Here is an 18,204-nt window from a genome sequence, read left to right on the forward strand (position 1 = left end):
CGGGGCAGCGAGCGAGCCTCCTCTGCGCCTCCGCGCCTCTGCGCGAACCTCAAACCTTCTTCTCTTCGCGGCTTCGCGCCTTCGCGTGAAACCGAATCCATCCCGCCCCAAACAATCGATCACAGCGATCGAAACAAACCCGGTTGACCTCACGCCCCTGCACGACCACATGCCAATCCGACCGGAATGATCCGATTAAGGAAACAATGCGCCTTTCCAGCCTCGCCGACTATGCCGTCGTCCTCCTCGCCGCTACCGCGCGGCGGGGCGGGGAGGTGCGCGTGACGGCGACGGTGCTGGCCGAGGAAACCGGCCTGCCGCTGCCGACCGTGCAGAAGCTAGTCAGCCGCCTGTCCGCTGCCGGTCTGATCGAGACGGGACGCGGTACCGGCGGCGGCTTCCGCCTTGCCCGCACTCCGCAGGCGATCGACCTGGCGCAGATTATCGAGGCGATCGAAGGGCCGATCGCGCTCACCACCTGTGTCGATGCCGCGCGCCACGATTGCGCGGTGGAGACGAACTGCATGATCCGCCCCCATGCCGGCACGGTCAACGCCGTGGTCCGGGGTGCTCTGGCGGGCGTGACGCTCGCCCAACTCGCGAACACCGGGGCAATGCCCCAAGAGGTAGTGTGATGGCCACGAAGAATGCCGAGGCGCTCGCCGCCGCAAACAAGAAGTACGAGTGGGGTTTCTCCTCGGACATCGAACAGGACTTCGCGCCCAAGGGGCTGAGCGAGGATACGGTTCGCTATATCAGCGCCAAGAAGAACGAGCCCGAATGGATGCTCGATTGGCGGCTGAAGGCGTTCCGCCTGTGGCAGACCATGGAAGCGCCCGACTGGTCGAAGCTGAACATCGATCCGATCGATTATCAGGACGCCTATTATTACGCGGAGCCGAAGAAGAAGCCGACCCTGTCGTCGCTCGACGAGGTCGACCCCGAAATCCTGCGCGTCTATGAAAAGCTGGGCATCCCGATCGAGGAGCAGAAGGTGCTCGCCGGCGTCGAGGGATCGCGCAAGGTCGCGGTCGACGCGGTGTTCGACAGCGTGTCGGTCGCGACGACGTTCCGCAAGGAACTCGAAGCTGCCGGCGTCATCTTCCGCTCGATCAGCGAAGCGATCCGCGAATATCCCGATCTGGTCCGCAAATGGCTGGGCAAGGTCGTGCCACAGCGTGACAATTTCTTCGCGACGCTCAACAGCGCGGTCTTTTCGGACGGTACCTTCGTCTACATTCCGGAAGGCGTGCGTTGCCCGATGGAGCTGTCGACCTATTTCCGGATCAACGCCGAAAATACCGGCCAGTTCGAACGCACGCTGATCGTCGCCGACAAGGGCAGCTATGTCAGCTATCTCGAAGGCTGCACCGCGCCGATGCGCGACGAGAACCAGCTGCACGCGGCGGTGGTCGAACTGGTCGCGCTCGACGATGCCGAGATCAAATATTCGACCGTTCAGAACTGGTATCCCGGTGATGAGAACGGCAAGGGCGGAATCTACAATTTCGTGACCAAGCGCGCCCTGTGTCAGGGCAAGAATTCGAAGGTGTCGTGGACGCAGGTCGAGACCGGATCGGCGATCACCTGGAAATATCCGTCGTGCGTGCTGGCGGGCGAGAACAGCGTCGGCGAATTCTACTCGGTCGCAGTCACCAACAACCGGCAGCAGGCCGATACCGGCACCAAGATGATCCATCTGGGGAAGGGATCGCGTTCGACCATCGTGTCGAAGGGCATCAGCGCCGGCCGTAGCGACAATACCTATCGCGGGCTGGTGCGCGTCGGCCCCTCGGCGGAGGGCGTGCGCAACTTCACCCAGTGCGACAGCCTGTTGCTCGGCGACCAGTGCGGCGCGCACACTGTGCCGTATATCGAGGTCAAGAACCCCTCGGCGCAGATCGAGCATGAGGCGACGACGTCGAAGATTTCCGAGGACCAGATGTTCTACGCGATGCAGCGTGGGCTGGATTCGGAGGCGGCGGTCGCGCTGATCGTCAACGGCTTCGCCCGCGAAGTGCTGCAGCAACTGCCGATGGAATTCGCGGTCGAGGCGCAGAAGCTGCTCGGCATCAGCCTCGAAGGGTCGGTGGGGTGATCGCCCTCCTGCTGGCGCTACAGGCGGTCGCGCCGACCGCGCCCTATGCCGAATGTCTTTCGGAGCGGATCAATGCGGACGCGCGCATGGCCAAGCCGCCGGCCGAGGCAGCGGCGCGGGTCGCGATCTTCGACGATGCGGCGAAGGCCTGTGCGCCGGTGCGGGCGAAGGTGGCGAAGGCACATGCGCCGATGCTCGACAAGATCGACGCGTCGATGAAGGCGGTGCTGACCAACCCGGACGCCGCCGAGGCCGAGTTCGGTACCGAACCGGTCGCGGGTGAGACGCCCTAAGCTTTTGAGATACGCGGGCGCCGCCCCGCACGAACAGGACGGAACATGCTGAACATCGACAATCTCCACGCCGAAATCGACGGCAAGGAAATCCTCAAGGGCCTGTCGCTGAGTGTCAATGCGGGCGAGGTCCATGCGATCATGGGGCCGAACGGTGCCGGCAAGTCGACCCTCGGCTATGTGCTGGGCGGGCGTCCGGGCTATGAGGTGACCGATGGCAGCGTGACCTTTGCCGGCGAGGACCTGCTGGAGATGGAGGCCGATGCCCGCGCCGCCGCCGGCCTGTTCCTCGGCTTCCAATATCCGGTCGAAATCCCCGGCGTGTCGAACGTCCAGTTCCTGCGCGAAAGCCTGAACAGCCAGCGCCGCGCCCGCGATGAAAAGCCGCTGTCGGGTGCCGAATTCCTGAAGCTCGCCCGCGCGCAGGCCGATGCGCTGGGCATGGACATGGACATGATGAAGCGGCCGGTGAATGTCGGCTTTTCGGGCGGCGAGAAGAAGCGCAACGAGATGGTGCAGATGGGTATCCTCGACCCGAAGCTCGCCATCCTCGACGAAACCGACAGCGGCCTCGATATCGATGCGCTTCGCATCGTCGGCGACGGCATCAACCGCATCATGCGTTCGCCTGACAAGGCGGTGATCCTCATCACCCATTACCAGCGGCTGCTCGACTATGTGCAGCCCGATTTCGTGCATGTTCTGGCCGATGGCCGCATCGTCCGCTCGGGCGGGCCGGAACTGGCGCACGAACTGGAACGCGAAGGCTATGGAGCGGTGGCGGCGTAATGGCGACGCTTCCGACCAACGCGCAAGAGGCGTTCCGTTGGACCGACCTCGCCGCACTGACGGCCGCGGCCGGTTCGACCCGAGGTGAAGCGGCGAGCGCCGATGGCTATTGGCTCGACCTTGCCGGGCCAAGGATCGTGTTCGTCGACGGCGTCTATGCGCCCGATCACAGCAGCCCCGGCCATGTCGCGGTCACGCCGCTGACGCTCGACACCGCGCACCCGCTGGGCGTGCAGGCATCGGGCGCGGCGGGCTGGTCGATCGACCTGTCGGCGGCCGAGATCGTCGATCCGGTGCAGATCGTCCACATCGCCACCGGTGCGGAGAACCATCTGCCCGCGCGTCTGACACTCGATGAAGACGCCGTCGCATCGGTCGTCGAGACCTATGTCGGCACCGGCTGGACCAATCGCCTGACGCAGATCGACCTCGAACGCGGTGCACGGCTGATGCGCAGCGTCCGCCTGCTCCAGACGGACGGCTTCGTGTCGATCCGCGACGAAGCAGTGGTGGGGGAGGCAGCGAGCCTCGTTACCCAGTTCCTCGGCGCGGGCGGCATGGGCAGCCGCATCGATGCGCAACTGACGCTCGATGGCGACGCCGCGTTCGTCGACTATGGCGGCGCATTGCTGACCCGCGAACAGCAGCGGCAGGAATGCGCCGTCGCCGTCCGCCACGCCGCGCTCAACGGGTCGAGCCGCCAGACATGGCGCGCCGTCGCCGCCGATCGCAGCCAGGCGAGCCTTGCCGCCCGCGTCGAAGTCGCGCGCGGGGCGCAGAAGACCGATGGCGAGCAATCGCTGCGCGGCCTGCTGCTGCAGCGGACGGCGACGGTGAACCTGAAGCCCGAACTCGAAATCTTTGCCGACGACGTGAAGTGCGCGCATGGCGCTACGGTCGGCGAACTCGACGCCAAGGCGCTGTTCTATCTGCGCAGCCGCGGCGTCGGCGAGGCGCGGGCAAAGGCGTTGCTGACGCATGCGTTCGTCGCGGATGCATTGGACCGGATCGGCGACGACACGGTGCGTGAAGCCTTCGCCGCCGACGCCGATGCATGGCTGGAAGCGGCGCTTTGACCAGCACCACCCCCCTCGATCGCGTCAGCGACTTTCCGGCGATCCCCGCCGGCTGGTCGTATCTCGACACCGCCGCAACGTCGCAAAAGCCGCAGATGGTGATCGACGCAATCACCCGCGCGTACGATACGACCTATGCCACCGTGCATCGCGGCGTGTACCAGCGCTCGGCCGACATGACGCTCGCCTATGAAGCCGCGCGCCGTCGGGTCGCGACGTTCATCGGTGCCGGCGCGCCGGAAGAATGCGTGTTCGTGCGTGGCGCGACCGAGGGAATTAATCTTGTCGCGCAAGGCTGGGCCGAGCGGCATCTGAAGGCCGGCGACCGTATCCTGTTGTCGATGCTCGAACATCATTCGAATATCGTGCCGTGGCAACTTATTGCCGAACGCATCGGCGTCGCGATCGACGTCGTCCCGCTGACGCAGGACGGGCGGATCGATCTCGACGCGATGGCGACGATGATCCGGCCGGAGCATCGGCTGGTATCGCTGGCGCATGTGTCGAACGTGCTCGGATCGGTCCTTGATGCCCGCCGCGCTGCCGATATCGCCCATTCGGTCGGGGCCAAGCTGGTGCTCGACGGGTGTCAGGCGGTGCCGCGCATCGCGGTCGATGTTGCAGCGCTCGATTGCGACTTCTACGTCTTTTCCGGGCACAAGCTCTACGGGCCGACCGGCATCGGCGTATTGTGGGGTCGCCCCGAACTGCTCGAAGCGATGCATCCGGTGCAGGGCGGCGGCGCGATGATTGACCGGGTGACCTTCGAACGCACCACCTATGCCCCGCCGCCTGCACGGTTCGAGGCAGGGACGCCGCATATCGTCGGCGCGCTGGGCCTTCATGCGGCGATCGACTATGTCGACAGCATCGGGCTGGACGCGATCCATGCCCATGAAACCGCGCTGGTCGCCGCGACCCGCGAAGCGCTGGGCCGGATCAACTCGGTTCGGCTGCTCGGACCCGATGATGCCGCCGGAATCGTCAGTTTCGTCGTCGAGGGGGTGCATCCGCACGATGTCGGCACCATCTTGGATGAGGAACGCGTCGCGATCCGCGCCGGCCATCATTGCGCACAGCCGCTGATGGACGTGCTGGGCGTGCCCGCCACCGCGCGGGCCAGCTTTGGCGTTTATAACGGACGGGGCGATGTCGATGCGCTGGTGCGCGGACTGGAACGGGTAAGCAGGATTTTCGGATGAACGAGGAACGCCATTTCGAGGTCGAGGAAGTGAGCGCGGTGCCGTCACCACCGCGCGCGCGCGTGACCGATGCGGAGGAAGCGCCGCCGCGCCGTCGCGACTATCTCGAAGGATTTCTGGCGCAAAAGCCCGAACCGCAGCCGGCGGGCGAGCCAGGCGGCGATGTGTACGAGGCGGTCATCGCCTCGCTCAAGGAAATTTTCGATCCGGAAATTCCGGTCAATATCTATGACCTGGGGCTGATCTACGGCGTCGATGTCGCGGACAACGGCCATGTCGCGGTGACGATGACGCTGACCACACCGCATTGCCCGGTCGCGGAATCGATGCCGGCAGAGGTCGAACTGCGCGTCTCGGCGGTGCCGGGCGTATCGACCGCCGACGTCAACCTCGTCTGGGATCCGCCATGGGATCCGCAGAAGATGTCCGACGACGCCAAGCTTGAACTGGGAATGCTGTAATGGCCACGCGCGTCCGCCCCGCCGCGATCAACCTCACCCCGAACGCCGAGCGCCGCGTCGCCGATCTGATGGCGAAGGCGCCGGCGGACGCGATCGGCGTGAAGCTGTCGACGCCGCGACGCGGCTGTTCGGGCCTTGCCTATTCGGTCGATTACGTCACCGCCGCCAATGCGATGGACGAACGGATCGAAACGCCGGGCGGAACCTTCTTCGTCGACGGCGGATCGATCCTCTACCTAATCGGTTCGACGATGGACTGGGTCGAGGACGATTTCACCGCGGGCTTCGTCTTCGCCAATCCGAACGCCAAGGGCGCATGCGGGTGCGGGGAAAGCTTCACGGTCTGATCGTCCCATAAGGGGACAGGTGTGAAGCGTTTTCTGTGGGTGTTGGCCGCATGGCCGGGTGCGGCCATGGCGCAGGACGTGCCGGACATCGTCGTCACCGGACGCGGCCTGGCCGATGCACCGGGCGACCGGGTCTATGACATCGTTACCATCGATCGCGACCGCATCCTGTCTTCGGCGAGCGGCCGGGTCGAGGACGTGTTGCGCGACATAGCCGGCCTGCAGCAATTCCGCCGATCGGACTCGCGCACCGCCAACCCGACCAGTCAGGGCATCACCCTGCGCGGCCTTGGCGGTAATGCGTCGAGCCGTGCGCTGCTGTTGCTCGACGGCGTGCCGCAGGCCGATCCGTTCGGCGGCTGGGTCGCCTTTCCCGCCTATGCGACCGACCGGCTGGGCCGGGTCCGCGTCACGCGCGGCGGCGGTAGCGGCGTCGCCGGGCCGGGCGCGCTGGCCGGCACGATCGAACTCGACAGCGCCACGCCCGACGACCTTTCGCCACTTTCCGGATCGCTAAGCTATGGCAGTCGCGCGTCGATCGATGCGCGCGGCACTGTCGGCCTGACGCGCAGCGGCGGTTTCGCGACGCTGTCGGGCGCCTATGCGCGGGGCGACGGCTTCATTCCTATCGTCGCGAGTAGTCGCGGTCCCGCCGATCGCGCGGCGCCGTTCGAACAGGCCAGCGCCGCCGCGCGCGCGGTCGTACAGGTCGGTGCGGCGACCGAGCTGCAGGCGAATGTCACTGCCTTTACCGACCGCCGCGATCGCGGCCTCGACTTCACGGATAACCGCAGCGAAGGCGCCGATGCCAGCGTCCGGCTGGTCGGGCGCGGCCCTACCGGTTGGTCGCTGCTCGGCTATCTGCAGACCCGCGCCTTTGCCAGCCGCTTCGCCAGCGTCGGGGCAGGGCGCGCGACGACGACACTCACGCTCGACCAGTATAACGTTCCCGCGACCGGCATCGGTGGCCGGGCTGAAATCGCCCCGACCCTTGGCAATGTATCGCTTCGTCTGGGCGGCGACGTGCGCGTCGTCAGCGGCGAGACGCAGGAACTCTACACCTATGTCGCCGGCAACCCGACCCGGCGGCGGGTCGCGGGAGGCCGCAACACGACCGGCGGCCTGTTCGCCGATGCCAGCCTTGCCACCGGTGACATCGTGGTGAGCGCCAGTGGCCGGATCGACCGCTGGACGATCGCCGAAGGCCGGCTGCAGGAAGCACTTCTGACCGGGGCAGCGCTGACCGACCAGCGGTTTGCGACCCGCGGCGGCTGGCAGCCGACCGGTCGCGCGGGCGTGGCGTGGACGCTCGATCCTGCGGTGACGCTTCGCGCGGCGGGCTATCGCGGCTGGCGGTTGCCGACGCTCAACGAACTCTATCGTCCGTTCCGGGTCGGCGCCGACGCCACCGCCGCCAATGCCGCGCTATCGCCCGAAACGTTGTGGGGCGGGGAGGTCGGCGTCGAACTTCGTCCTGCCCGCCGCACGCGTATCGCCGCGACCGGCTTCGCCAACGATCTGCGCGACGCGATCGCGAACGTCACCGTTGGCAACGGCCCCGGTACCTTTCCGGGTGTCGGCTTCGTCTCGGCCGCCGGCGTGTTCCGCCGTCGCGCCAATCTCGACCATGTGCGCGTGCGCGGAGCCGAACTCGACGCGTCGACCGGCTGGGGCGCATGGGCGGCGCGCCTGTCCTATGCCTATACCGACGCCCGCATCGTCGATGGCGGCGTGCTCGACGGCCTGCGTCCGGCGCAGACGCCCGCGCATAGCGGATCGGCGACGCTCGGCTGGCGACAGAGCGGGTGGCAGGTGGCGGCGACGCTGCGCTATTTGTCCGATCAGTATGAGGATGATGCGAACCTGCGTCGCCTTGCCGATGCGACCACGCTCGATGCGGTGGTGACGGTACCGCTGTTCCGGCGGCTGTCGCTGGAGGGCAGGGCAGAGAACCTAACCGACGCGCGGATCGAGGCGGCGGTCGGCGGCGATGGCGTGGTCGAACGCGCATCGCCGCGGACATTGTGGGTTGGGGTGCGGTTCGGCGGCTGACCGACCGGCCCGGGTTCAGGCCCCGGTCTGCGACGCCATGCTGCCGCGCGGTTCGACCATCGATGGGACCGGTCCGGTCGCGGGACGCAGCGCTTCGCGCTCGGATGCCGGAACGGCGGCGGTCGGATCGGGGCGGAAGGCGTCGGGAGCGCGGTCGGTCGCCGTCGGATGCGGCTTGTCGAGTGCGAGGTCGGGCGCGGCATGGCCTTCGCCCGGCGTCTTGCGCCGTGCCAGCAATACGCCGAACAGACCGACGGCAATTCCGGCAGCGCCCAGCGCCACCGTCCGCAGCGTCGACACCCCGGCCTTACGCGATTTCGGCTTCTGTTTCTTATGCTTGGCCATCGATATTACCTTTCGCTTGTCGTCCGCTCCAACGACCGGACGTCGCGGAGGTTCAATCGTGGGCTAGTGTTTCGGCCCGGCGGACGGTGGCGGCTTCGCGGATCAGGCGCTGTTCGGTAGTGCGCTCGGCGCGCTCGGCCATTTCGGTCCATGCGAGTTCGGCGCGGCGGCAACGATCGCGGACATTGTCGAGCGTCGCGGCATCGGCATTGGCGCGTTCGACGGCGGCGCGGGCGCGGTAGGCTTCGGCGGTATCGGCCAAGGGGGCAGGACCTTCACGTGCTGGAGGAAGGCGCGGACGGACCATCCGCCCGCGCCAGGGCAGGTCAGTCGGCGGCGGTCAGGTTCACCGCGCTCACGCGACCGCGGCGATCCTCTTCCAGCTCATATCCGACGCGCTGATTCTGGTTCAGCGTCACCATCCCGGCGCGTTCGACCGCCGAGATATGGACGAAGGCATCGCCGCCGCCATTGTCCGGCGCGATGAAGCCATAGCCCTTGTCGATGTTGAAGAATTTTACGGTGCCAAGCGTGGCCATGCAGGTTCCTTTCTGTTTGCGGGCGGCGGAACACCCGTCACCCGCGCCGTAGGCAGCAGGGAAAGAAGGAACTTGCCGCAAAGCAGGAAACCGTCGATTTGCGACTGTAGCAGGGACTAAATGGGGATCGGCCCGCTTCCTTGCAAGGGAGCGGGCCGATCGAGCGGTTTGGACGCGGTCGGTTTAGCGGCAGCGCACGTTGTTGCGGTCGATCGCCTGACCGCCGGCAGCACCCGCCGCCCCGCCCAGCAGCGCGCCGAGCAGTCCCGACCCACCGGGCCGCAGCGCCGTACCCAGCACGCCGCCGGCGATCCCGCCGATGATCAGCCCAGTCGTGCCATCGTTGCGGCGGCAATAATAGCGTCCGTCCTGTCCGACATAGACCCGGTCGTTCTGCGACAGGCGACGTTCGCGATAGCGCCGGTCGTCGCGATAATAGCGCGCTGCGTCATAGCCGTTATAGGCCGGGTCGGGCCGGTCATAGTCGTAGCGGCCATAGCCTGCATCGGCATAGCGCGGACCTCCGCCGCCCAGACCATAGTCGGAGCAGCCGGAAACCAGGGTAGCAGCGGCGACGAGGCCGAGGGTAAGCGCACGCATGTCGACAGGTCCTTCGCTTGATATCGATCAAGCCCGAATGCCGCGCGCGGGGGGTTGTTCCGTAAAACTTATCCCACGGCCGTGCTTTACCAGCGCCCGCCCGCCGCCTCGATCGCTGCCAGCAGGGCGCGCTTGCTCTCGGTCCGGTTGTTGCCGGCATTGCGCGGCAGTTCGGGATTGCCGAGCGCGGCGCGGCGCTCGATCAACTGCGCCGCGAAGGTCGCATGATCGATACGCGGTCCCGGCCAGTCCTGTTCGGTCAAATCACAAGTTTTCGACACCATAATCGCCTGAGCTTTCCTCGCGTATGCGACGATCAAGATAGTCCAGATCAAGGCCCGGATGAAGCTGGAACAGCAATCGCGCCTGATCGACCCGGTCGGGTGCGGCCCGATGCAAATTGTCCCATGCGATCGGCGATCAGATCCTCTACTCCGAGAATAGCGAACGTCACGCCCGGCAGGAAGTTCTTAATCAGCTGGATTCGGTCGCAATCCACCAAATCGTCAAGCGGGGTGCTGCCGACCACTTCGAACCCAAGGCTCAAGCCGGGATGCATCCACCCGCGCGTGGCCACCCCGGCGCCGCTCGGTCGTACGAAGCCATGGTCCTGCAGGACCGATTCCAGTTCGGGTTGGACGGGTTAGCACAAGTCGAAATTACCGGTCGAAACGGCGCTACTCGACCAATATTCGACGGCCGCACCGCCGACCAGGATTGGGCGAGGCTGTCCGGAGGCGCGCAACGCTTCGCTGACGCTGGCGAACATTCGCAACGCCGCCTCGAACGGTGCGCGCCATAATGTCACTCCGCCGCCTGCGCTCTTGCCGGATCGAGCAACGGCTTCAGATATTTTCCCGTAAAGCTCCCTTCGACCGCCGCGACCTTCTCCGGCGTCCCTTCGGCGACCACGCGACCGCCCTTGACGCCGCCTTCGGGGCCCATGTCCAAAATCCAGTCGGCGGTCTTGATGACGTCGAGATTATGCTCGATCACCACCACCGTATTGCCCTGCTCGACCAGCTGGTGGAGCACTTCGAGCAGCTTGCGCACATCCTCGAAATGCAGGCCGGTCGTCGGTTCGTCGAGGATATACAGCGTGTTGCCGGTCGCGCGGCGGGCCAGTTCCTTGGCCAGCTTCACCCGCTGTGCCTCCCCGCCCGACAGCGTCGTCGCCTGCTGCCCGACCTTGACGTACCCGAGGCCCACTTCGGCCAGCATCGCCATCTTGTCGCGGATCGGCGGCACCGCCTTGAAGAACTCGACCGCGTCCTCGACCGTCATGTCGAGCACGTCGGCGATGCTCATCCCCTTGAACTTCACCTCCAGCGTCTCGCGATTATAGCGCGCGCCATGGCACACGTCGCACGTCACATAGACGTCGGGCAGGAAGTGCATCTCGATCTTGAGCACGCCGTCGCCCTGGCAGGCCTCGCACCGGCCGCCCTTCACGTTGAAGCTGAACCGACCGGGCTTGTAGCCACGCGCCTGCGCCTCGGGCAGCCCGGCGAACCAGTCGCGGATCTGCGTGAACGCCCCGGTATAGGTCGCCGGGTTCGATCGCGGGGTGCGGCCGATCGGCGACTGATCGATGTCGATCACCTTGTCGAGATGCTGCAGCCCGGTGATCTTGTCATGCTTGCCCTGCACGATCCGCGCACCGTTCAGCGTCCGCGCGGCGGCGGCATAGAGGGTGTCGATGGTGAAGCTCGACTTGCCCGACCCCGACACGCCGGTGATGCAGGTGAATGTGCCGAGCGGGAGCGAGGCGGTCACGCCGGTCAGGTTGTTGGCGGTGGCATTGTGCACCGTCAGCTTCTTGCCATTGCCCTTGCGCCGCTTGTCCGGCAGCGGCACGGACCGCGTGCCATTGAGGTAGTCGGCGGTGATCGACCCCTTCGACTTCAAAATCTGCTTCAGCGTCCCCTTGGCGACGACCTCGCCACCATGCACACCAGCGCCCGGCCCCATGTCGATGACGTAATCGGCGGTACGGATCGCGTCCTCGTCATGCTCGACCACCAGCACGGTGTTGCCAAGGTCGCGCAGGCGGCGCAGCGTCGCCAGCAGCATGTCGTTGTCGCGCTGGTGCAGCCCGATCGATGGTTCGTCGAGGACATACAGCACCCCCGACAACCCGCTGCCGATCTGCGACGCCAGCCGGATGCGCTGGCTCTCACCGCCCGACAGCGTGCCGCTGGTCCGGTCGAGGTTCAGATAGTCGAGCCCGACATTGTTGAGGAAACCCAACCGTTCGACGATCTCCTTCAGGATCGACTGCGCGATCGCGCGCTGCTGCTCATTGAAATGCTCGGGCAGCCCTTCGAAGAAGCGCAATGCATCGACCACCGACAGGTGCGTCGCATAGGCGATGTCCTGCATCGCGACCTTCACCGCCAGCGCCTCCGGCTTCAACCGCGCGCCATGGCAGGTCTCGCACGGCTGCGACGCCTGGTATTTCGACAGTTCCTCGCGCATCCACGCGCTCTCGGTCGACAGCATCCGGCGGTTGAGATTGCCGAGCACGCCCTCGAACGGCTTCTTGACGTCGTACGACTTCTTGCCGTCGATGAAGGTCAGCGTCACGGGCTTGCCGGCGGTCCCGTGCAGGATCACCCGCTGCGCCTCTTCCGGCAAATCCTTCCACGCCGCGTCGAGCGAGAAGCCGTACGCCTTCGACAGCGATCCCAGCACCTGCATATAATAGGGCGAGGGCGGGTTGGACTTCGCCCACGGCACCACCGCGCCCTTCTTGATCGACAGTTCGTGGTTCGGGACGATCAGATCCTCATCGAACTCCAGCCGTTCGCCAAGACCGTCGCACGCGGGGCACGCCCCCTGCGGCGCGTTGAAGCTGAACAGGCGCGGCTCGATCTCGCTGATCGTGAAGCCGCTGACCGGACAGGCGAATTTCTCCGAGAACACGATGCGGTTGTCGGGAATGCCGGCACCCTTCAGCTTGCCGGTCTGGGGTGCAGCTTCGGTCGCACGGTCGCCCTGTTCACTGTCCAGCGGCGGATTGCCCGACTGCGCCTGCGCCACCGTCGTATCGACCAGATCGACATAGGCGAGCCCATCGGCCAGCTTCAGCGCGGTCTCGAAACTCTCCGCCAATCGCGTTGCGGCGTCGGCGTTCACCACCAGCCGGTCGACGACGATCTCGACATCATGCTTGAACTTCTTGTCGAGCGCGGGCGCATCCTCGATCAGATGGACTTCGCCGTTGATCCGCACCCGCTGGAACCCGGCCTTCTGCCATTCGGCCAGTTCCTTGCGAAACTCGCCCTTGCGCCCCCGCACCACCGGCGCGAGCAGCAACAACCGCGTCCCCTCGGGCAGCGCCAGCACCCGGTCGACCATCTGGCTGACCGTCTGCGCGCTGATCGGCAGGCCGGTGGCGGGGGAATAGGGCACGCCGACCCGCGCCCAGAGCAGGCGCATATAGTCGTAGATTTCGGTGACTGTCGCGACGGTCGATCGCGGATTGCGGCTGGTCGTCTTCTGCTCGATCGAGATGGCCGGCGACAGCCCCTCGATATGCTCGACGTTCGGCTTCTGCATCAGTTCGAGGAACTGCCGCGCATAGGCCGACAGCGACTCGACATAGCGCCGCTGCCCCTCGGCATAGATGGTGTCGAAGGCGAGGGAGGACTTGCCCGAACCCGACAGGCCGGTAATGACCGTCAGCGTATCGCGCGGAATGTCGATATCGACACCCTTGAGGTTATGCTCCCGCGCACCGCGGACGGAGATATGGGTCAGGCTCATGCGGTCCGTTCTATCTTCGTTCTTTTGGATTGGCTAGGGCGAGACATGGGGGTGCCACCTGCCGGTTTCGAGGGGGTCTTGCTGCGCCAGTCGAGCGAGCGGCGGTTCAGTTCGGCCAGATCGACCGTGCCGGCGATTACAGCCTCGCCCAGCGTCACCGCCCGCGCCAGCGCCGCCGGATCGGCGTGGATATAGGCCGGTCGGGCGCTGACATGGTCGTACCAGACCCCGCCAAACGCGTTGTCGAGCAGGATGCGCTGGAAACAATGATCGGCACGCACCGGCCAGCCGCGTGCAGCCGCCAGACCCGGCATCTCGCGCCGCGTCAGGTCGAGCCACCGGGCCCGCACCGCATCGATCGTCATGCCGGGAGGTCGACCGAAATGCGCCGCCACCGCGCCTCGACGAAGCTGTAAATGCCGAACGCCACAAAGCCGAGGCCGGTAGCGGTCAGCAGAAACTGTCCGCCGGTCTGGCTCTGCAGCGTCGCCAGCGCATGGGCCATGCCGCCGGCTTCATCGGCATCGGCCGCCCATGCCGCGCTGACGAAGAACAGCGCGATCAGCGCAAAGACCAGTCCGCGCGCGCCGTAGCCGATGCGACCGATGGTGCAGACATGGCCGGGCACCGGCGTGTCCCGCCCCAATTCGCGGGCGAAGCTGCAATCCCATGCCTTCTTCGCCTGTTGCAACGCCGCGCCGATCAGCCCGGCCGCGACCAGCGCCACCAGCACCCGGCCCATCGGCTGGTCCAGCAGCCACGCGGTCCAGTCGCGCGTACTCTCCTCACCGCCGACCCGGCCGCCGGCCGTGCGGGCATGGACCGCCAGTTTCGCGGCGGTCCACGCCAGGATGACATGGGCGATGCCGCTGATCGCATGGCCAGCGCGCTTGAACGCGCCCTTGGCGGTGGTGCCCTGCGCTTCGGGGTCGGTGATCGCTTCGGCCAGCCGCCACAGCGCATAGCCCGCAAGGCCCGCCGCCATCACCGCCAATATCCATTCGCCGAACGGTTCGTCGGCAAGGCTGGCGATCGCGCCCTGATTGTCGCCGACCTTGCCGCCGCGCAGCGCCGCATCGATCGCGAACCAGCCGACGAGGCAATAGACGATGCCGCGTGCCGCAAAGCCGAGCCGGGCAAGGAGCGTAGCGCCGGAGCGGGTGGTCATCGCACGCAAGCCTTTCGAATCGTTTCGCGCGGCCAACCATCTGCGCCCGGCTGCGGTTCCGAACGCACCGACTCTTGCGGTCCGATGGGGACGCTGGCAGCTTTGCGTTGGGGAATGGGGGAGGTTACGATGCGACTGTTGCTGTCGGCTGCGTTGTTGATCGGGCAGGCGGGCGCGGCGACCCCGCCACAGCCATTGGCTCCAGCCAGCCGCTGGACGGTCGAATACGCCGAAAAAATGTGCGTCGTCGCTCGTGGCTATGGCGATCCGGCGCATCCGATCTTCATTGCCTTCAAACCCACGCCCTTCGGCGAATTCATGCAGTCGGTAATTCTCGGTAGTCGCGCGCAACTCGGCAAGGAAGGGTGGTTCGATCTGACGTTGGAAGCGCCGGAACGCACCTTCGACAAGAAGCAGAGCGGAAACCGGCTCTATTTCCCGGAAGGCGACAAGGCGGTACTGACCTTCTACATCAGCCGCGCCGAATTCGAAGGACTGGTCGATGCTCCGACCTTCACCGTGCGTCCGAAGAACGGACCGGTCATCTCCGTCGCGCTGGCGATGACCAAGGCGCTGCTTCCGGCACTGAAGAAATGCGAAGTCGATCTGATGGAGCGGTTCGGCTACGATCCCGAAAAGGTCGCCGCGGTCGTAACCCGTGCGGAGGGCGAGCGTCCGGGCGAATGGATCAATCAGGACGATTATCCGGCGTCTTCGCTCTCGAAGGGCGAGCAGGGGGTGGTGGTGATCGCATGGACCATCTCCGCCAATGCTCGCGTGACCGATTGCAAAGTGATTGAATCCTCCGGATCGAACGATCTCGACGAGGCCGCCTGCGGTGCCATTCTCCGCCGTGGCCGCTACCTTCGCCCGGCACTTGATGCTGCGGGCAAACCAGTGGAATCCTATTCGACCCGCCGCGTAATGTGGCAATTGCCGCGCGGATAGGCGTTACCGCCCGAACGGCAACAACGCCTCGTAAACCTCCAGCGCCGGCTTGTCCTTCACCGCCACCCCCTGTCGCAACAGAAAGGCATGGCGGACGATCTCCGCCTGCTGCTCGATGCCATACGCTTCGAACGGCTTCCCCGGCACGATAGCGTAGCGATAGGTGCACAGCGGATGCCGCATCAGCGGCAGCCAATATTGCCCGCGATGCTGCGTCTGATGGATATGCATCATCTCGTGCAGGAACAGCGCGGCCAGATCGCGTCCGGCGCTCGCGAAATCGTCGCGGTACAGCGTGCCGCCCGGATGGAAATGGATGCAGCCGGTCGGGGCCATCGCCACCTGTTTCGGCTGGAAGAACGCCCATTTGGCATTCGCCACCCGCGCCCGGCCATAATCGATTTCGTCGCCGAACATCGTCCGGGCAAGCTCGACCTCGGCGGGGGTGAGGGGGCGTTTCATCGCCGACAGATGGGACCGGCCCCCGCGCCGGTAAAGGACGCGGGGGCCGGCAATCGTCAGAAGCGGTAACCGATCGCGAACTGGAAGATCGGATAGACCTTCACCTTGTCGACATCCTTCTGCAGCGACAGGCGCTCGGCCTCCAGATCGGCGCGGAAGGTCGCGTCGTTGCGCGCGGTGCCGGTCGACGTCAGCGGATCGATCTTGAACGATCCCTGGAAAAGCAAGCCGCTTTCCATGCCGAACATGAAGCCGCGACGGTTCTTGCCCGACCAGCCGAAGGTCAGCGCCGGCGAGAATTTCTTCGGCGCGGCGCTGGTGCTCAGCGTGCCGATCTCCTGCGGCGAATATTCGTTGCCGTTGATCTCGACATCGACATTGGGCGTGGCCGACATGCCGATCTCGTTATTGTTGATCCGTGCGCCGCCCGACAGGCGGAAATTCCCGCCAAAGGGATAGACATCGACCATCGCACCGAACGAATTCAGCTTGATCTTGCCGTCGAAGCTGACGTCCTCCGGCTCGAACGATGCGCTGACGTTCAGGAAACTCGCCCCGCCGCGAATGCCGACATGGTCCGACAGGCGCCAGCCGATCTCCGGCCCGATGCCGAGCGACCCTGCGGCGACCGCCACCGAAAAGGTCGAACCCGGATCTTCGTCCGTCGACGACATGGTCGGTTCGACGGGGCCGGCGGGCGCGGTCTGTGCCGCGGCGGGCAGGACGAACAGGCAGGTTCCGGCAATCGCGCCGGTCAGAAGCTTACGCATGATTCCCCCAAAGCTATGGTCCGGTGCGGCGTCGGCCTCCCCGACCGTCGCCGCGCCGCCTCAATCTATGAAACGGGCGGCGGCGGCATCCCTCAAATAAGGTATACCTGCCGCGGTCGCTGAATTGTACCACTGCCGGGCTAGGAGGGGTGACAGGTCGGCACAGTGGCAGGGGGCGGTGCGATGGATGTGACCGGTATCGTCGATCAGTTTCGGCGGGCGGCGTTCGGGATGGACGTTTGGCAGGATGGGTTGCGCGCCGTCGCGAACGCGACCGGGGCACAGGTCGTGCATCTCTCCGGTCTCGACCCGACCGGCGCGCCGATGGTGAACCTGATCCACGGGGTGACGCTCGACATGCTCGACCTCTTCGTCCGGCATGGCGGTTTCGATCCGCGAAGGAACCCGCGGGCCGGCGTCGGAGGAAAATGGCCCTCGCTGCGAACGGTTGTCGACGAGGATATCGTGACCGAACGCGACCGGGACGTGCTGCCGATCTATGGCGACCTGTTCGTACCTGCGGGGGCCGGCCGTGCCGCAATGAACCGGCTCGACATTCCGCAAATCCGAGGATTGCTGGCGGTCATGCGTCCCCGTTCCTATGCGGATGGGGGATGCATGGAGAGGCGACTGCTCGAAGCGATCACGCCTGCCATTTCCGAAATTGTGATGCAGGCGATGCAACTGGGCGGGCAACAGGACCAGATGATCCGGTCGACGGCCGAGGCGCTGGAGCGGTCGGTGCTGCTGCTCGACAGGACACGACGCATCGTGCTGATGTCGCAATCGATCGAGCATTGGTTCGAACAGGGCGGTCCGCTGACCGTGCGGGGCGGGGAGGTGCTTGCGCGCGACCCCGCCAGCGAAGCCGCGCTGGCAACGGCGATCGCCAGCGCCCGCGATCCCGCCCGATCGCTTCGCCCGGGTCGAAAGGTCGTGTTGCGGATGGCGGCGCCGCATCTTGCCGGCGGGGTCGAAAGGCTGATCGTCACGGTCAGCGCGGTGCCGCAACGTCCGTCCGGGCCGCTCGGGCGGGCGCAGGTAATGATCTCGGGCAAGCGGGTCGCGGAGCCCTCGGCGGATGTCTATTCCGAACTGTTCGACCTTACCCGCGCGGAGGCGAATATCGCGGTTCTGCTGGCGCAGGGGCATAAACTCGCCGCCATCGCCGCGCTGCGCGGTTGCAGCGTGCTGACCGTTCGGACCCAGTTGCGGACGATCTTCGAAAAAACCGATACCAACAGCCAGAGCGCGCTCGTCACCCGGCTACATGCCGTCGACTGACG

General features: G+C 65.9%; 22 protein-coding genes. 11 read left to right on the plus strand and 11 right to left on the minus strand.

Annotation, left to right across the window (positions count from 1 at the left end; translation table 11 throughout):
- Positions 1-206 precede the first annotated feature (206 nt).
- The 9 genes from AAIO73_RS04640 (at position 207) to AAIO73_RS04680 (ending at position 8,318) form a co-directional block, all read left to right on the plus strand.
- Complete coding sequence (locus AAIO73_RS04640; protein WP_345876591.1) at positions 207-635, plus strand: SUF system Fe-S cluster assembly regulator; 429 nt, start codon at positions 207-209, stop codon at positions 633-635.
- A complete protein-coding gene (gene sufB / locus AAIO73_RS04645; protein WP_242116085.1) occupies positions 635-2,098 on the plus strand; it encodes a Fe-S cluster assembly protein SufB in 1,464 nt (487 codons plus the stop codon). The genes AAIO73_RS04640 and sufB overlap by 1 nt, the downstream gene beginning before the upstream one ends.
- Positions 2,095-2,391: a hypothetical protein gene (locus AAIO73_RS04650; RefSeq protein WP_345876592.1), complete on the plus strand. Its 297-nt coding sequence runs from the start codon at positions 2,095-2,097 to the stop codon at positions 2,389-2,391. Before sufB ends, AAIO73_RS04650 begins: the two co-directional genes overlap by 4 nt.
- A 45-nt stretch (positions 2,392-2,436) precedes the next feature.
- Entirely contained in the window at positions 2,437-3,180 is a 744-nt protein-coding gene (sufC, locus tag AAIO73_RS04655) for a Fe-S cluster assembly ATPase SufC (protein WP_345876593.1), read from the plus strand.
- Positions 3,180-4,256, plus strand: a complete 1,077-nt coding sequence (locus tag AAIO73_RS04660; protein ID WP_345876594.1) for a SufD family Fe-S cluster assembly protein — start codon at positions 3,180-3,182, stop codon at positions 4,254-4,256. The genes sufC and AAIO73_RS04660 overlap by 1 nt, the downstream gene beginning before the upstream one ends.
- Positions 4,235-5,458 (plus strand): cysteine desulfurase, encoded by a 1,224-nt coding sequence (locus tag AAIO73_RS04665; protein ID WP_345876595.1) that lies wholly within the window; start codon positions 4,235-4,237, stop codon positions 5,456-5,458. Before AAIO73_RS04660 ends, AAIO73_RS04665 begins: the two co-directional genes overlap by 22 nt.
- Complete coding sequence (locus AAIO73_RS04670; protein WP_345876596.1) at positions 5,455-5,919, plus strand: SUF system Fe-S cluster assembly protein; 465 nt, start codon at positions 5,455-5,457, stop codon at positions 5,917-5,919. The genes AAIO73_RS04665 and AAIO73_RS04670 overlap by 4 nt, the downstream gene beginning before the upstream one ends.
- Positions 5,919-6,266, plus strand: coding sequence for a HesB/IscA family protein (locus tag AAIO73_RS04675; RefSeq protein WP_242116091.1), 348 nt, complete (start codon positions 5,919-5,921; stop codon positions 6,264-6,266). Before AAIO73_RS04670 ends, AAIO73_RS04675 begins: the two co-directional genes overlap by 1 nt.
- A 66-nt stretch (positions 6,267-6,332) precedes the next feature.
- On the plus strand, positions 6,333-8,318 hold the full coding sequence (locus AAIO73_RS04680) for a TonB-dependent receptor (protein ID WP_526023770.1): 1,986 nt from the start codon (positions 6,333-6,335) through the stop codon (positions 8,316-8,318).
- A gap of 15 nt (positions 8,319-8,333) precedes the next feature.
- Here the strand turns inward: AAIO73_RS04680 and AAIO73_RS04685 are convergent, their stop codons facing one another.
- The 9 genes from AAIO73_RS04685 to AAIO73_RS04725 all read right to left on the minus strand — a co-directional run bounded on the left by AAIO73_RS04685 (position 8,334) and on the right by AAIO73_RS04725 (position 14,738).
- The gene (locus AAIO73_RS04685; RefSeq protein WP_345876598.1) at positions 8,334-8,663 is read right to left on the minus strand and encodes a hypothetical protein; all 330 of its coding nucleotides are present in this window, start codon (positions 8,661-8,663) and stop codon (positions 8,334-8,336) included.
- A 52-nt stretch (positions 8,664-8,715) separates the two neighbouring features.
- Complete coding sequence (locus AAIO73_RS04690) at positions 8,716-8,925, minus strand: hypothetical protein (RefSeq protein ID WP_242116094.1); 210 nt, start codon at positions 8,923-8,925, stop codon at positions 8,716-8,718.
- Between the two features lie 64 nt (positions 8,926-8,989).
- Positions 8,990-9,202, minus strand: a complete 213-nt coding sequence (locus tag AAIO73_RS04695) for a cold-shock protein (RefSeq protein WP_242194904.1) — start codon at positions 9,200-9,202, stop codon at positions 8,990-8,992.
- Positions 9,203-9,385: 183 nt separating this feature from the next.
- Entirely contained in the window at positions 9,386-9,802 is a 417-nt protein-coding gene (locus AAIO73_RS04700) for a hypothetical protein (protein ID WP_242116096.1), read from the minus strand.
- An 86-nt stretch (positions 9,803-9,888) separates the two neighbouring features.
- Positions 9,889-10,065, minus strand: coding sequence for a hypothetical protein (locus tag AAIO73_RS04705; protein ID WP_345876599.1), 177 nt, complete (start codon positions 10,063-10,065; stop codon positions 9,889-9,891).
- A 68-nt stretch (positions 10,066-10,133) separates the two neighbouring features.
- Entirely contained in the window at positions 10,134-10,349 is a 216-nt protein-coding gene (locus AAIO73_RS04710; protein WP_345876600.1) for a hypothetical protein, read from the minus strand.
- 257 nt (positions 10,350-10,606) lie between these two features.
- On the minus strand, positions 10,607-13,570 hold the full coding sequence (uvrA, locus tag AAIO73_RS04715) for an excinuclease ABC subunit UvrA (RefSeq protein WP_345876601.1): 2,964 nt from the start codon (positions 13,568-13,570) through the stop codon (positions 10,607-10,609).
- Positions 13,567-13,935 carry a GCN5-related N-acetyltransferase gene (locus AAIO73_RS04720; RefSeq protein WP_345876602.1) on the minus strand — a complete coding sequence of 123 codons (369 nt, stop codon included), beginning with the start codon at positions 13,933-13,935 and terminating at the stop codon, positions 13,567-13,569. Before AAIO73_RS04720 ends, uvrA begins: the two co-directional genes overlap by 4 nt.
- Positions 13,932-14,738, minus strand: coding sequence for a DUF1206 domain-containing protein (locus tag AAIO73_RS04725; protein WP_345876603.1), 807 nt, complete (start codon positions 14,736-14,738; stop codon positions 13,932-13,934). The genes AAIO73_RS04720 and AAIO73_RS04725 overlap by 4 nt, the downstream gene beginning before the upstream one ends.
- A 129-nt stretch (positions 14,739-14,867) precedes the next feature.
- Between AAIO73_RS04725 and AAIO73_RS04730 the strand changes: the two genes are divergently transcribed.
- Complete coding sequence (locus tag AAIO73_RS04730; protein ID WP_345876604.1) at positions 14,868-15,686, plus strand: energy transducer TonB; 819 nt, start codon at positions 14,868-14,870, stop codon at positions 15,684-15,686.
- 3 nt (positions 15,687-15,689) lie between these two features.
- Here AAIO73_RS04730 and AAIO73_RS04735 read toward each other — a convergent pair whose 3' ends face one another.
- Together AAIO73_RS04735 and AAIO73_RS04740 are read right to left on the minus strand one after the other, a co-directional pair.
- Complete coding sequence (locus tag AAIO73_RS04735; protein WP_345876605.1) at positions 15,690-16,148, minus strand: vgr related protein; 459 nt, start codon at positions 16,146-16,148, stop codon at positions 15,690-15,692.
- A 56-nt stretch (positions 16,149-16,204) separates the two neighbouring features.
- Positions 16,205-16,918, minus strand: a complete 714-nt coding sequence (locus tag AAIO73_RS04740; protein WP_345876606.1) for a hypothetical protein — start codon at positions 16,916-16,918, stop codon at positions 16,205-16,207.
- A gap of 183 nt (positions 16,919-17,101) precedes the next feature.
- On the opposite strand from AAIO73_RS04740, the gene AAIO73_RS04745 reads away from it, so the two are divergent.
- Complete coding sequence (locus AAIO73_RS04745; protein ID WP_345876607.1) at positions 17,102-18,202, plus strand: helix-turn-helix transcriptional regulator; 1,101 nt, start codon at positions 17,102-17,104, stop codon at positions 18,200-18,202.
- The last annotated feature ends 2 nt before the right edge of the window (positions 18,203-18,204 follow it).

Origin of the sequence: Sphingomonas epibiotica (assembly GCF_039615155.1) — a bacterium.
GTDB lineage: Bacteria > Pseudomonadota > Alphaproteobacteria > Sphingomonadales > Sphingomonadaceae > Sphingomonas.

Excerpts from the sequence above, each read along its gene's own strand:
- AAIO73_RS04640 (WP_345876591.1), top strand. The coding sequence starts at position 207 with ATGCGCCTTTCCAGCCTCGCCGACTATGCCGTCGTCCTCCTCGCCGCT.
- sufB (WP_242116085.1), top strand. The coding sequence starts at position 635 with ATGGCCACGAAGAATGCCGAGGCGCTCGCCGCCGCAAACAAGAAGTAC.
- sufC (WP_345876593.1), top strand. The coding sequence starts at position 2,437 with ATGCTGAACATCGACAATCTCCACGCCGAAATCGACGGCAAGGAAATC.
- AAIO73_RS04660 (WP_345876594.1), top strand. The coding sequence starts at position 3,180 with ATGGCGACGCTTCCGACCAACGCGCAAGAGGCGTTCCGTTGGACCGAC.
- AAIO73_RS04665 (WP_345876595.1), top strand. The coding sequence starts at position 4,235 with ATGGCTGGAAGCGGCGCTTTGACCAGCACCACCCCCCTCGATCGCGTC.
- AAIO73_RS04670 (WP_345876596.1), top strand. The coding sequence starts at position 5,455 with ATGAACGAGGAACGCCATTTCGAGGTCGAGGAAGTGAGCGCGGTGCCG.
- AAIO73_RS04675 (WP_242116091.1), top strand. The coding sequence starts at position 5,919 with ATGGCCACGCGCGTCCGCCCCGCCGCGATCAACCTCACCCCGAACGCC.
- AAIO73_RS04680 (WP_526023770.1), top strand. The coding sequence starts at position 6,333 with ATGGCGCAGGACGTGCCGGACATCGTCGTCACCGGACGCGGCCTGGCC.
- AAIO73_RS04685 (WP_345876598.1), bottom strand. The coding sequence starts at position 8,663 with ATGGCCAAGCATAAGAAACAGAAGCCGAAATCGCGTAAGGCCGGGGTG.
- AAIO73_RS04695 (WP_242194904.1), bottom strand. The coding sequence starts at position 9,202 with ATGGCCACGCTTGGCACCGTAAAATTCTTCAACATCGACAAGGGCTAT.
- AAIO73_RS04700 (WP_242116096.1), bottom strand. The coding sequence starts at position 9,802 with ATGCGTGCGCTTACCCTCGGCCTCGTCGCCGCTGCTACCCTGGTTTCC.
- uvrA (WP_345876601.1), bottom strand. The coding sequence starts at position 13,570 with ATGAGCCTGACCCATATCTCCGTCCGCGGTGCGCGGGAGCATAACCTC.
- AAIO73_RS04720 (WP_345876602.1), bottom strand. The coding sequence starts at position 13,935 with ATGACGATCGATGCGGTGCGGGCCCGGTGGCTCGACCTGACGCGGCGC.
- AAIO73_RS04725 (WP_345876603.1), bottom strand. The coding sequence starts at position 14,738 with ATGACCACCCGCTCCGGCGCTACGCTCCTTGCCCGGCTCGGCTTTGCG.
- AAIO73_RS04730 (WP_345876604.1), top strand. The coding sequence starts at position 14,868 with ATGCGACTGTTGCTGTCGGCTGCGTTGTTGATCGGGCAGGCGGGCGCG.
- AAIO73_RS04735 (WP_345876605.1), bottom strand. The coding sequence starts at position 16,148 with ATGAAACGCCCCCTCACCCCCGCCGAGGTCGAGCTTGCCCGGACGATG.
- AAIO73_RS04740 (WP_345876606.1), bottom strand. The coding sequence starts at position 16,918 with ATGCGTAAGCTTCTGACCGGCGCGATTGCCGGAACCTGCCTGTTCGTC.
- AAIO73_RS04745 (WP_345876607.1), top strand. The coding sequence starts at position 17,102 with ATGGATGTGACCGGTATCGTCGATCAGTTTCGGCGGGCGGCGTTCGGG.